Source organism: Flavobacterium sp. CF108 (genome assembly GCF_900129795.1).
In the GTDB taxonomy this organism is placed as follows: domain Bacteria; phylum Bacteroidota; class Bacteroidia; order Flavobacteriales; family Flavobacteriaceae; genus Flavobacterium.
In genome coordinates, this window is sequence record NZ_FQWW01000008.1 from 256,780 (window position 1) to 271,978 (window position 15,199).

Sequence of the window (15,199 nt, forward strand, 5' to 3'; positions counted from 1 at the left end):
TTAAACTAGGGATATGCTATCAGAGTTCCCTAGTTTAAAAGTAAAATTAAATTAACCATCAATTTAAAAATTGACATACCCTATATATACGTGTTCAGTGTATATTAAAGTTCTACTCTGTTTTAGGCAATAAAAAAATGTCACTGCAAATGTCCTTAAAACTTGATTTTATCATAGTGTCCATTTGTATCAAAGAACTAGCTCATTTGTTGCAATTGTCAAATTTAAATCGTTGTATTAACTAAATTATCTGAGTTTATAGTTTAAAAAGTTCTTAGCAACTACGAGCAGAAAATAAGATTAATCAAAATAAAATAGACTTTAAAAATTTTATTTATGAATATTAAAAGAGTTGAAGTTAATGAAAATGAGTTTAGCAATTTTAAAGATTAACACGTTTTTGAAAACTTTTTTTTGCTAAATACAGCCAATCTTTTTGTTTTATTAATTGTGAAGATTGTAAATACATCATTTGTCGTAGATAATGCTTCAAATCTACTATTCTAATTATTGCTGTAAAACTACATTTACAAACTTGTATTCAAAACTATCTAGTATAAAACCAAAACACAATGATGAAAAAACAATTTAAAAGATATGCATTTTTACTGCTAATCGTTTATGGAACCGGTTACGCCCAAACAAAAAAACATCTTGATGGCAGTAAACCAATTGAAGACCGCATTACATTTTTGATGAAAGAAATGACATTAGAAGAAAAAGTTGGACAAATGAACCAATACAACGGTTCATGGGACGTTACCGGGCCAAAACCAGAATCTGGATCTAATGAAGAAAAATACAACAATATAAAAAAAGGATGGGTTGGTTCAATGCTCACCGTTCGAGGCGTTAAAGAAGTTAGGGCAGTACAAAAAATCGCGGTTGAAGAAACCCGTCTTGGGATTCCGTTACTATTTGGTTTTGATGTCATACACGGTTACAAAACCCTCAGCCCTATTCCACTCGCAGAATCTGCAAGCTGGGATTTAGCAGCCATTAAAAATTCAGCTCGTGTGGCTGCCCTTGAAGCTTCAGCTTCTGGATTAAACTGGACTTTTGCACCAAATGTTGATATAGTCAATGATGCACGATGGGGAAGAGTTATGGAAGGTGCTGGTGAAGATCCTTATTTGGGAAGTAAAATTGCCACAACAAGAGTTAAAGGTTTTCAAGGTGAAAATTTCGACAATACCTCCATTATAGCTTGCGCCAAACATTTTGCCGCTTATGGTTTTGTTGAAGCAGGACGAGAATACAACAGCGTTGATATGAGTAATTCAAAGCTTTACAATACTGTGTTACCGCCTTTTAAAGCAACTGTCGATGCAGGAATCCGCACTTTTATGAATTCATTTAATACGCTAAATGGAGTTCCTGCAACCGGAAATGTTTTTTTACAAAGAGATATTTTAAAAGGTGCCTGGGGTTTTAAAGGTTTTGTAGTTTCTGACTGGGCTTCTATTGGAGAAATGATCACTCACGGTTACGCCGCTAATGCCGCCGATGCCGCTAAAAAAGCAGCAATTGCAGGTTCTGATATGGATATGGAATCAAATGTTTATGTGACAGAATTAGTTCAATTAGTAAAAAAAGGGTTGATCAAAGAAAGTGTGATTGATGATGCTGTACGCAGAATTCTTCGCGTAAAATTTGAATTAGGTTTGTTTGACAACCCTTATAAATATTGTGATGAAGCCCGTGAAAAGGCAAACATTGGCAGCAAGGCAAATAATGATGACGTTCTGGACATCGCCAAAAAATCAATCGTTTTATTGAAGAATGATAAAAACCTGCTGCCTTTGAAAAAATCAGGTGCTAAAATTGCTTTAATCGGCGCTTTGGCAAATGATAAAAACAGCCCGTTAGGAAGCTGGAGAATTGCTGCTGATGACAATACCGCAGTATCAGTTTTAGAAGGAATGCAGCAATATAAAGACAACTCATTAGTTTATGAAAAAGGAACAGATGTCGCTGTAAATAAACAAACATTTTTAGACGAAGTAAAACTGAATACCACTGATTTTTCTGGATTTGAAGCTGCAAAAACAGCTGCAAAAAATGCCGATGTTGTCGTAATGGTTTTAGGTGAAATTGGTTATCAAAGCGGTGAAGCACGCAGCCGAACTGAATTAAGTTTGCCTGGAAATCAGCAGCAATTATTGGAGGAAGTTTACAAAGTGAATCCTAATATCGTTTTAGTTTTAAATAACGGACGTCCGTTGAGTATTCCGTGGGCAGCAGAACATATTCCTGCAATTGTCGAAGCATGGCAGTTAGGAACGCAAACCGGAAATGCAGTTGCACAGGTTTTATACGGAGATTATAATCCGAGCGGAAAACTGCCAATATCTTTCCCAAGAAATGTAGGTCAATGCCCAATTTATTACAATTTATACAATACCGGAAGACCTACAGATAAAGATCAAAATGTTTTTTGGTCGCATTATTCAGATGTGGAAAAGACACCTTTATATCCCTTTGGTTATGGATTAAGCTATACTTCTTTCGCTTATAAAAATTTAAAAATTGCAAAACCTTCTTTTCAAAAAGGAGAAAAAATTGAAGTTTCTGTTGACGTTACCAATACTGGAAATTATGACGGAAAAGAAGTCGTTCAATTGTACCTAAATGATCCTGTTGCCAGTATTGTTAGACCAATTAAAGAATTAAAAGGTTTTGAGCTTCTTGAATTAAAAAAAGGAGAAACAAAAACAGTTCATTTTACATTAACTGATAAGGAAATTGGTTTTTATGACAACGATGGTAAATTTTTAGTAGAACCGGGCTTGTTTAATGTTATGGTGGGCTGGAATTCAAATGAAGGACTTACGACTAAATTTGAACTAAAATAATTAGAAAAATCTGTTTTTATCAGCGTTTTCGCTTTAGCGAATCAGTAAAATCAGCGTCTAATTTTGACGCGGATAAAACAGATTTACTTCGTAAAGACGCAGATAAAAACGGATTTAATTAACAATAATTTTATTTTTTAAAAGCTTAAACCAATGCCATTGTCCGAAGCATCTGGATTTATTCTTAAGCAAACAACCTAATAACCTGAGTACGATAATACCTTTTTAAGGTTATTAATCGGCTCAGGTTTTTTTGGTGACAGGCTAAATTTCTATAAAAAAGTAAAGGTTCAATTTAGTTTTATTAATATTGTTTCGTATATGCTTAAAATAAAATCAATTGCAAATTTTATTTTCAATTAAAATTGACCAATAACCACATTAAAAATGCAAATGAAAAATATCCAATATATTCTTGTATGCTTCTTTTTGCTTACAAACTGCCTGTTTTCGCAAGGCAAATTTGACAGCTATCAATTTAGAACCATACAGGAAACTACTTCAAAAAGGGCTGTTTCTTCTATCATTCAGGACAATAACGGTTTTATCTGGATTGGCACAAACGGCGCTGGTTTGTACCGATATGACGGTGTAAATTATTTTGGATATAAATACGATAAAAAACCCGGTTCTGTAAACAGTAACTTTATTTACACCACTTTTATTGATTCTAAAAATAATCTTTGGGTCGGTACAGATGAAGGTTTGTGTTTGTACAACAGAGATTTAGATAATTTCACCAAAATCAATATTGAAGATGTAATACGAAAAGGCTACAGCGAACCTATTACCGTAAAAACAATTATTGAAGACAACAACGGAAATTTATTTTTAGGCGCGTATGGTTTCGGGTTATTCAAATTGAATACCAAGACTTTAAAAGTAACTTTAGTTCAATCAAAAGTATTGGACAAACCTAATTTTCTAATAAAATCTTCGGTAAAAAATAAGCAGGGAACTATTTATTTAGGAACCAGTTACGGCCTTTTAGAAATTGATTTAAACGGAAAAGTAAAACAGGTTTATAAAGATAAATTTAAAAGAGAACCTTTACTGGACGATATAGAAAGTCTTGTTGTAGATCAATTTGGATATATCTGGCTGGGAACGACAGAAAACGGCCTGATAAAAATTAAACCTGAAACCGATAATTATCAATTTGAAAAGTACGCTATTACCAAAAACAAAATCTTATCGATCGTAAAAAGCAGTCTGGATTATATTGTATGCGGTACCGAAAATGACGGATTACTGGTTGTAAATTATAAAGGACAGGTACTTAAAAAATACCTGCACAGTAAATACAACAGTTTCAGTTTACAATCAAATTCTGTATGGTCATTATACGAAGACAAAGAAAAACGACTTTGGTTAGGATATTTCAATAAAGGACTTGGTGTTTTTGATAAACCCAATAACAAATTCAATTCGCTTGAATCACTTGTTAATAATGATAATTCTTTACAAACCAGCTTTGTAACTTCGGTTATAAAAGATAAAAAAGGAAATTTATTAATTAGCAATGAAGGCGGCGGACTTGATATTTATAATCTTACCGATAAAAGTTACATTCACGTTAATCAAAACAATCAAAGCTATTATTCTGGTTTAGATGCGATTGATATTCAAACGATATTTATAGACAGCAAACAAAATATCTGGATAGGAAGCTGGGACCGCGGAATCTATTTTTTAAAAAATGGCACTACCCGATTCGTAAATTATAATACTTCAAATACAGGATTAACATCCAATCGAATTTTTAGCTTTTCGGAAGATTCAAAAGGCCGAATCTGGATTGGAACTTTCATCAAAGGACTTCATTATTTTGACAATAAAACCAACACATTTGTACATTGTGATTTTAAGCCATTTGCCGAAAATGCTTTAGACAATGCTTTTATACGTAAAGTTTTTGTAGACTCAGATAATGTGCTTTGGGTTGGAACAATTTTAGGATTGTATCAGGTAAATTTAAAAGACGAATCGAATTTTAAAGTGACAAAAATGCGCGATGCCATGTTCAGCGGCATTAATAAACACAACAGTATTCAAACTATTTTATCCATTTATGAATCTAACGATAAAACAATTTGGTTAGGAACTGACGGTCAGGGATTATTTAGTTACAATAAAAAAAATAAGACATTTTCTAATTATGATGATTTTCCGGGTTTTAAAGAGAAATCTGTTCGTGCGATAATTTCAGACAATAATGGTTCTTTATGGGTAAGCGGCGGATCTGGTTTAACAAAACTGGATTTTAAAAATAAAAAAAGCACCAACTTCAATAAAGACGATGGTCTTATTGATAACGATTTTAATAATAATGCCGTTTTTAAAGATGGAAATGGAGAACTCTATTTTGGCGGTTATGAAGGCGTAAATTATTTTAATCCTAACGAAATTAAAAAAGCCGAAAAGGCTCCACGATTGTATTTCAGTGATTTTAAATTATTCAATCGATCTGTAAAACCAAATGAAGAAGCTTCGCCGTTGACCAAAGTGATTTCTCAGACCAAAGAAATTACGCTTAACTACACACAATCGGTTTTTACGATTGAATATGTGGGCATTAACTATAATTATTCTAAAAAAAATCAATACGCTTATTATCTCGAAGGTTTTGAAAAAGACTGGAATTATGCCGGAAATAACAGAACGGCAACGTATACAAACCTTGCGCCGGGCAATTATACTTTTAAAGTAAAATCAGCCAATGCAGACGGTTCCTGGAGCGATAACCAATTAGAATTAAAAATAAAAATTCTTCCTCCGTGGTGGAAAACCTTTTGGGCTTATTTAATCTATGCTTCTATTTTAATTTTCCTGATTATATATCTTAATAAGATTTATCAAAATCGATTTAAAGCGAAACAGGCTATCATTTTAGAAAAGGAAAAAACCATTCAGTTAGAAAAATTAAACAATAAAAAATTACAGTTTTTCACCAATATCTCGCATGAGTTCAGAACACCTTTAACGCTGATTATTAATCCGCTGGAAGATATTTTAAAGAGTAAAAAAATATCTCCAGAAATACATAACAAATTAAAAATCGTACACAAAAGTTCTGACAGACTTTCCAGACTGATTAATGAGCTTATGGATTTTAATAAATTAGAGTTCAATAAAATTTCGCTTCAGGCAAAGAAAATTGAAGTCGTAGGGTTTACAGAAGGAATTATTGGCTATTTTAATGAAGAAGCCGCTGCACGAAACATTAAAGTTAATTTTGAATCATCGCAAGATGAACTCGAAGACTGGCTCGATCCTAAAATGCTGGAAAAAATCCTCTTTAATATTATTTCAAATGCATTCAAATTTACGCCGGATAATGGTTCAATAACTATTACTATAGATACATCTGAAACTGATAATGCCTTGATAATTTATGGAGAAAAAGTTCCTTCATTTTCCATAACCATTACAGACACTGGATCAGGAATTCGCAAAAAAGATTTAAACAGAATTTTTGACCGTTTTTATCAGGTTAATAATGTCAATAAAGATTATTACGGCAGCACCGGAATTGGTTTAGAGGTCGTAAAACAATTTATTGAGCTTCATAAAGGAAAAATTGAAGTGGAAAGTGAAGTTGGCGAAGGCACAAAATTTAAAGTAACATTTCCTTTAGGCAACTCTCTTTATAAGAAAAATGAAATCGTTAACGAGGTTTTTAAAATAGAAAAAAACAAAAACCAATTTTTATTTGAGGCAGCTAATAATCACACAGATGAAGATGATTTTACTGTCGAAACCATTGACAAATCTGTAGAAGAAACGGCTAAATCATATACGGTTTTAATTGTAGAAGATAATCCTGAATTAAGAGGTTATTTAAAAGAAGAACTAAGTAAATCATACAAAGTTATTACTGCCGAAAATGGTAAAAAAGGCTACGAACTTGCGGTACAAAAATTACCGGATTTAATCATTACCGATGTTATTATGCCGGTTATGGACGGACTGCAGTTGTGCAAAAACATAAAAGGGGATTTAAAAACAAGTCACATTCCTTTGTTAATGCTGTCGGCAAAAGCAATGGTAAAAGACAGATTAGAAGGTATCGATTCTGGTGCAGATATGTATTTGAGTAAACCATTTGAACTAGATATTTTAAAATCCAGTCTGGCGCAGCTTATTACAAGCAGACAAATTATGTTTAAGAAATTTTACAGCGGAATCACCAAACAAGGAAAAGATAAAACAACATCGCTGGATAATGATTTCATTCAAAAAATCCTGCATTTTATTAATGAAAATATCAGCGAGCCAGAATTGACGGTAGAACTTTTATCTTCAAAAATCTACTTAAGCAGAAGTCAGCTGTATCGAAAAATTAAAACATTGACAGGTGTTTCGGTAAACGAATTTATTCGAAATGTCCGTTTAGAAAAAGCAAAACAATTGATTGAACAAGGCAACAATAATATTAATGAAATAAGCTATAAAGTTGGGTTTACTTCTCCCTCCTATTTTGCTAAATGTTATAAAGTTAAATACGGCCATTTACCTAATCAGGAAAAAAAGACAAAAGAATAAACTATACAAAAACTAATTATTAAAGAGCTTCGGTTTAAAACTGAAGCTCTTTTTTTGTCAGTCAATTTTTTCAAAAACCAAGGCTTTTAACTTCAAACAAAAATCAACATATCAAAAATATTCCTGTTATTTTTTAAACAAACAATATTTTTTAAGTGAAAATTTTAGCAATACCTCAGCACTTGTTTTTCTGCCAAATGCGCTTATTTGGCTTATAATAAGGGTTCAGATTTTTTTTTTGCATCATTTGTTGCACAATATGCAACATCTGTTCTACAATACAACACCTCTACAATTTACTTTCGTTAAGAAATATTTAAGAAAAAAATCTTCTTGCCAAAACTCAAAACAATCAACCAGCAGAAGATCAAAATTTTAAATGTTTTTCTAAAACTTAACGATTAACTAATTATTTCAATTAAACTAACAACCAAATTTTATGCAGAAAAGAACATTAAAAAAACTATTGTGCTTAATAGTATGTATGTGGGGAAATTTTTTCTACGCACAAACTGTTAAAGGTAAAGTAACATCTGGCGGAGCCAACCTTCCGGGTGTTAGTGTAATAGTACAAGGAACAAAAAACGGAACGGTTACCGATTTTGACGGAAGCTTTGTTTTAAACAATGTAGAACCAAAAGCGCTGCTGCTTTTTAGTTATGTAGGATATAAAAATTTGTCAATTCCGGCAGATACAAAAGCAATTATGCAGATCACGATGGTGAACGATCTGGAGAAATTAAATGAAGTAGTCGTTATTGGATACGGAACTTCAAAAAGAAAAGATATTAATGGAGCCGTTTCTTCTATCAAAGCTTCTGAAATTCAGGACAAGCCTTTTGTCTCTATCGATCAGGCGCTTGTGGGTAAAGCTGCGGGGGTAAACGTTACTCAAAATTCTGGAACTCCCGGAGGAGGAATTTCGGTACAGATTAGAGGAATTACTTCTATCAACGGAAATGAACCTTTGTATGTTATTGACGGAACTCCGGTTTTTGCAGATAAAAACAACGAAACCTTTTCATTCAGCGCATTGGGCGGAGGAAACGGGCAAACTAAAAACTCGGCGTTGTCTGGATTGAATATTTCAGATATTGAAACTATTGACATTTTAAAAGATGCATCGGCAACGGCAATTTATGGTGCAAATGGTGCAAACGGTGTGGTTTTGATTACAACCAAAAAAGGAAAAAAAGGAAAATCAAAATTTGCCTACGAAACCTATTTAGGAACTCAGGAAATAACCAATACGGTTGATGTTTTAAACTTACCTCAATATGCAAAATATCAGGCAAAAATTTACAAACTAAATGGCGAACCAGTTCCTTTTCAATATCAAAAACCAGATTTATTAGGAAACGGAACAAACTGGCAGGACGAACTTTTTAGAACGGCTACCATGTACAATCACCAGTTGTCATTTTCGGGAGAAAAAGAAGGAACACGTTTTTATACTTCTTTAAACTATTTTGATCAGGAAGGAATTGTTTTAAATTCAGATTTCAACAGATTATCGATGCGTTTAAATGTTGATTCTAATGTAAAATCATGGTTAAAAATTGGTAACAGCTTATCTGTAAGCAAATCGTCTCAGCAAGTAGTTCGAAACGATGACCGAGGAGGTTTAGTAATGAACGCTTTAAGACAATCTCCAGAATTACCGGTTAGAACTCCGGATGGTTCTTATGCAGGACCAACAACAGGTTTAGGGTCTTCGGCAAATGAGGCAACAAACCCAATTGCTTTGTCTGAATACAATAACTCGACTACAGAAAGATTTAAAATCAACGGTAATTTATTTGCTGATTTTACGCTGATCAAAGGTTTGGTTTTTAGAACGGAGTTAGGATACGATTTAAACTTTTCAAAAAGTGCCACTTTTGCCCCAAAATATACTTTAGGAAATGTGTCTGAACTTTTAAATAAATCATTCAAGCAGCAGGATCAAAGTTATTATTGGAACATCAAAAATTATTTAACGTATAATAAAACCATAAACGACAAACATAATTTTACTTTCTTATTAGGTCAGGAAGCGCAGGAAAGCCGATATGAATACATCAGCGGTTACAGAACCGGAGAGTTTTTAAACAAAGATTTTACGAACTTAAACATTGGTGATATTGATACGGCACTGAACGGAAATGGTTCTGGAAGATGGTCAATGTCATCATATATTTCGAGATTGAACTACAGTTTTTCAGACAGATATTCTTTCTCAGCTTCTTTAAGAGCAGATGCTTCGTCAAACTTTGGCCCAAATAATAAATGGGGTTATTTCCCTTCTTTTTCTGGAGGATGGACAGTTAGTAACGAAGAGTTTTTTCAACCTTTATCAAACAGTATCAATTACTTAAAATTTAGAGCAGGTTACGGTTTGGTAGGAAATCAAAATATTCCGGCAAACAGATACCAAACTATTTTATCATTGCTTTCTTCTCCTTTTGGAGGTGTTTCGCCAACAATTGACAACTTAGGAAATCCGGATATTAAATGGGAATCTCTTAAATCTTTCAATGCTGGTTTTGAATTGGCGATGTTGAACAACAGAGTAAAATTAGATTTTGATTATTACATTAAAAATTCATCAGATTTCTTAACCAAACAAATCAATGACGAATCCAATCAAAGTGCTCTTAATTATTACCTAAACACAGGTGAAATTGTAACCAAAGGAATTGAGCTTACGCTGAATACAAGAAATATTTCAACAGAAAATTTCAGTTGGGACAGTACGATTATCTTTTCAAAATACAACAACGAATTAACAAGCTTTCAAGGCGAAGGAAAATCATTATTAGGAAAAGTACAATTTGATTTATATACCGTTACCAGAACTACAGAAGGTGAACCAGTTGGACAATTCTACGGATATGTAACGGATGGTTTATTTAAAAATGCTGCTGAATTAGCTGCAGGGCCAACTCAGGAAACTGGAACTGGAATTGGAGATATTCGTTTTAAGGATCTTAACGGCGATGGAAAAATTGACAGTAAAGATCAAACTGCTATAGGAAGCGCAATTCCTGATTTTACTTATGCATTTACCAATAACTTCAAATACAAAAACCTTAGTTTATCTGTTGTTTTAACCGGAAGTCAGGGTAATCAGATTTACAATTTTACACGTCATTATACTGATGGAATTTATCCGGGATTTGGCGATAGATTCGGAAACGTAAGCACTCAGGCTATGCACGCTTTTGAACCAGGCGTAAACGAAAATACAGATGTACCAAGAATTACATTAAACGACCCAAATGGTAACGGAAGAATTTCAAACCGATTTGTGGAAGATGGTTCTTATTTAAGAATTCAGAATGTTTCTTTGAGCTATGATTTACCAAACAAAATATTCGATAATTCTTTTATCTCTAAAGTAAGATTGTATGTAAACGTTCAAAATTTATACACGTTTACAAAATATACGGGCTTTGACCCTGCTCTTGGAAATTTAGATCAGAATATAACATTGAGCGGAATTGATTTAGGACGTTATCCTGTGCCAAGAACAACTTCTGTTGGAGTGAATTTAGAATTCTAAGATTGATAAAAAAACACATTTAACTTAATGATTCATACTCATTAACATAAAAATATAGTTATGAAAAAACTTTTTAAACTTTTTATGATGGGAATGCTGATACCATTGCTGTCTTTATTTTCTTGTTCAGATGACTTTTTGGATGCACCATCTGAAAATCAATTAACACCAGCCGATTTGCCCGAAGGAGTTACCGCTTTTGACGGAATCGCAGAGAGTTTATATTTTAAACCTTGGTTTACTTTTAACGACAAATTCCTAATTGCCGTTGGAGATATGTATGCCGGAAACGCTTTTACTTTTGACGGTGCTTATGCGCAGTTTAAAGATGCTCAGGTAACGTCACAAAACCCAATTTTGACTGAAGGATATGTTTCGTTGTTTTCGGTTATCGATCAATCGAATAATTTAATGAGTTTAGTCGAAGACAGAAAAAGCGAACTTCCGGAAGCATCATATAAAAATGCTATTGCAATTTCTCGATTCATGAGAGCAAATGCTTATTTCTATTTGGTAAGAACTTTTGGAGCTGTGCCAATTATTAATAAAGCAGGTTCTGCAGCACAGCCAAAAAGAAATCTTGTTGCTGATGTTTATAAATTCATCAAACAAGATTTAGAATATGCTGTCGCAAATTTACCAGAAAGAGGTGCAAAAAAGGGATACGTTACGAAATATGCAGCTATGGGTATTTTGGCAAAAGTGCATTTGACTTTAAATGAATATGGAGAATGTGCGGCTTTGACCCAAAAAATTATTGGAAACCAATATATTTTGATTCAGGAGTACGGAAACTTGTTCAGCAGTCCGGAGAATAATAATAGTGCCGAAAGTATGTTTGCTTTACAATGGAAAGCAATTGCTACAGAATGGGGAACGCAAAATACCAATCAGGCGTATATTGTTCCAGGAGGAACAGGAATTACAGGCGGTGGTGACGGATGGGGAGTTTACCTTCCTTCTATTTCTCTACAAAATGGATTTGAACCAAAAGACACGAGAAAGAAAAGTACAATCATGACAGATGGTGATTTTTATCCTGAATTATTAAAAAATCAAGGTGGTTTTACGTATAAAAAAATATACTCTTCAACGGCAGCTAATTTCAGAAAATACATTGTAGGTTCTGCAGCCGAAAGAAACGATGTGTTTTTTATGAGAACTTCTCAAAACACTATCATATTAAGATATTCTGATATTTTATTGATGAATTCTGAAGCGATTTTGGCCGGAGCTGGTTCAACTACTTCTGCATCTGCTTTAAGTTCTTTTAACGAAGTAAGAGCGAGAGCCGGATTACCAGCTAAAACGGTATTGACAAGAGATGAACTTTTTAATGAAAGAAGAATTGAATTTGCTCTTGAAGGACAATATTTCTTCGATTTAAAACGCCGTGGACTTTCTGAAGCTACAGCAATCATTTCGCAGCAGGAAGTTGGTTTTTATTCTGATGATGCGAGAACCGATTTGATTTCGAGAAAGATAACTCCGGGAAGCAATTATTTTGAACTGCCATTACCGCAGTCTGCTATTGATACTAACCCATCATTATTAGAGCCTCCAGTTCCTTTTAACTTTAACTAACTTATTATGATCAATAAAATAAAATATACAATTCTAATTCTTTTCGCATTGACTGCTTTTACAGCTTGCGATAACGACGATGCGGTTACTGCAAACGTAGATGCAATGGTTGCAGAACCGGGAGATTTACTGAATCAGGCTTTTCCATTAAACAAAGTGAGAGTTGAAGGTAAAGGTTTAGAAGGATTAAAAAAGATAACGCTGGATAACAAAATTGACATTAGTTTCAATCCAAATTACAATTCAGACAAATCGTTTATTTTCACTATTCCTTTTGATGAAAAACTAGGAAGCCGATTTGGAAAACAGCCCATTACATTTATAACTGGAACGGGGTCTCTAACTAAAGAGATTGAAATTTTACAGCCAGTTCCAACCATTACAAAAACAATTCCGGCTGTCGCAACTCCGGGATTCCCGTTAGAAATTGAAGGAACCTGGTTTTATAATATTTCATCGATAACCTTAGGAGGAAAAGCGTTGAGTTATACGGTAAAATCGTCTTCTTCTGTTATTATTGGTTTACCTGCCAATGCAGTTTCAGGATCAGAATTGGTGATTACTACACCGGGAGGCGCCGCCAAACAAACAATAAATTTTGCAACCATCGTTTTGGTGTCTGATTTTGACGGAAATGGCCTAAGAACCGAATGGACTTCTTATGGTGATATCGAAAGTTTTAATGCAAGTACTCCGGGCGGACCAACAGGAAATTACACCACATTAGTTTGGGGCGGTTCAACTGCAAATGGTTATAACGGAAGCAGCGCCGGCGGCGGAGCTAGTTTCTTAAGCACTTCAAATACAGATGCGACAAAAGCTTATATTGATATTGATGTAAGTGCCAATGTGGTTGGGGCAAATTTTGCCATTCAGTTAAATACTATCGACGGTGTAAACTATGGTTATAATTTTAAAATCACCGATGTAAACTGGACAACAAAAACCATATCAATAGCTGATTTTAAAGACAATTACGGTTTTGGTTCAAACACGGCTGCAGCACTTAATGTTTCTAAAATTAATGAAATTAAGGTTGGAGTTGCTCAGGGAGATTCGCCGAATCCGAGTGCTATTAAATTTGACAATATTAAAATTCGTTACCAATAATTGATTGGTCTTTAACTAAAAAAGAGGCTGTTTCAATTACAGCCTCTTTTAAAAGTAAACCAAATAAATAAACTATAAATAAGGACATTCTTTCTAAAAGAATATTCTATAATAAAAAACAGTATGAAAATTAAATTTTTACTAATGCTGACCAGCGTCGTCTTCTTTTTAAATGCCTGCTCAAAAGACGACAATGAAGTTGCTGAAACTTTAGAAACGCCAGTTGCAAACGCTCCAAAAGATGTAAATGACAATGGTTTTAAAGCAAAATGGAATTATGTTTCCTATTCAAAAAGCTATCTTTTAGACGTTTCAACAACCGAAAATTTTACCAGTTTTATCCCAAATTACAATGCAAAAGAAGTTACTGATTTAAACGAAGTTGTAGTAGGTTTAACCGGAGGAACTCAATATTATTACCGAGTAAGAGCTAAAAATGAAACAGAAATTTCAGGTTATTCAAATGTAATTAGTGTTGTAACAACAGGTTCGAGCGGTATTCCTGAAGATCCAACTTTTTTAAAGGTAAAAGCAAATAAATTAGCCAATCCGTTTTTTGTGGGTATGGCGATAAAAGCTTCACAATTAACAAATGGAAGTCCTTATGATGTTATTTTAAGAAATGAATTCAGCAGTATTTCTGCCGAATACGAAATGAAAATGGATCAAATTTCGACGGCAAGCGGTGTTTACAACTGGACAGTTGCTGATAAAATTGTGGCTTACGGAAATGCTAATAATATCAATGTTCACGGTCATGCTTTAGTTTGGCATAATTCGGTACCGCAATGGTTAAAAGATTTTTCTGGTACTGATGCAGAATTTGCAGCAGAAGTAAAAAAATATATTACAGCTGTTGTTACGCATTATGCAGGAAAAGTAAAATCATGGGATGTGGTTAACGAAGCTGTAGATGATAATGGCGGTGTCATGAGAAATACTATTTTCTTGCAGCGAATGGGACCTAATTATGTAAAAGACTGCTTTCAATGGGCAAGAGAAGCTGCAACTGCCGCTGGTGATACATCATTATTGTTATTCTACAATGATTATGCTACCTCAGCTAATACTGCAAAACAAAACAAAGTTTTTAGCATTGTAGATGATTTAAAAGCAAGCAATATAATTGATGGTGTTGGTTTCCAAATGCACAATACGTATTTAAGCCCAACAAAAGCTCAAATAGAAACTGACCTGAACAAAGCTGTTGCAAAAGGATTAAAAATTCACGTTTCTGAATTAGATATACAAGTAAATCAATTTAATGATATTTCTAGTTTTACAAACGAAAGAAGATTAGCTCAAAAAGAGAAATACAAAGAAATGGTGAAAATTTATAATGCGCTTCCGGCAGCAAATAAATACGCCTTAACTATTTGGGGAATGAAGGATAATGAATCCTGGATTCCATTTAACACTGACTTGGGTCACCCAGGAAATGACTGGCCTTTATTGTACGATTCAAATTTTGCAATCAAAAGTTCGCACACCGGATTCCTTGAAGGCTTAGATTAAATTTTATTATAACACGAATTACACGGATTAGCACAAATTAAAAAAT

6 protein-coding genes are annotated in these 15,199 nt (G+C 33.7%); all 6 read left to right on the forward strand.

Going from position 1 to position 15,199, the window contains the following annotated elements; translation table 11 throughout:
- Positions 1 to 575 precede the first annotated feature (575 nt).
- Positions 576 to 2,855: a beta-glucosidase BglX gene (bglX, locus tag BUE10_RS20575; protein ID WP_073488650.1), complete on the forward strand. Its 2,280-nt coding sequence runs from the start codon at positions 576 to 578 to the stop codon at positions 2,853 to 2,855.
- 393 nt (positions 2,856 to 3,248) lie between these two features.
- The gene (locus BUE10_RS20580; RefSeq protein WP_073488652.1) at positions 3,249 to 7,400 is read left to right on the forward strand and encodes a hybrid sensor histidine kinase/response regulator transcription factor; all 4,152 of its coding nucleotides are present in this window, start codon (positions 3,249 to 3,251) and stop codon (positions 7,398 to 7,400) included.
- Between the two features lie 439 nt (positions 7,401 to 7,839).
- Positions 7,840 to 10,944 carry a SusC/RagA family TonB-linked outer membrane protein gene (locus BUE10_RS20585; RefSeq protein WP_073488547.1) on the forward strand — a complete coding sequence of 1,035 codons (3,105 nt, stop codon included), beginning with the start codon at positions 7,840 to 7,842 and terminating at the stop codon, positions 10,942 to 10,944.
- A gap of 60 nt (positions 10,945 to 11,004) precedes the next feature.
- Complete coding sequence (locus BUE10_RS20590; RefSeq protein ID WP_073488549.1) at positions 11,005 to 12,528, forward strand: RagB/SusD family nutrient uptake outer membrane protein; 1,524 nt, start codon at positions 11,005 to 11,007, stop codon at positions 12,526 to 12,528.
- A gap of 6 nt (positions 12,529 to 12,534) precedes the next feature.
- Positions 12,535 to 13,638, forward strand: coding sequence for a hypothetical protein (locus BUE10_RS20595; protein ID WP_073488551.1), 1,104 nt, complete (start codon positions 12,535 to 12,537; stop codon positions 13,636 to 13,638).
- A 123-nt stretch (positions 13,639 to 13,761) separates the two neighbouring features.
- Positions 13,762 to 15,153, forward strand: coding sequence for an endo-1,4-beta-xylanase (locus BUE10_RS20600; protein WP_073488552.1), 1,392 nt, complete (start codon positions 13,762 to 13,764; stop codon positions 15,151 to 15,153).
- Positions 15,154 to 15,199: the final 46 nt, after the last annotated feature.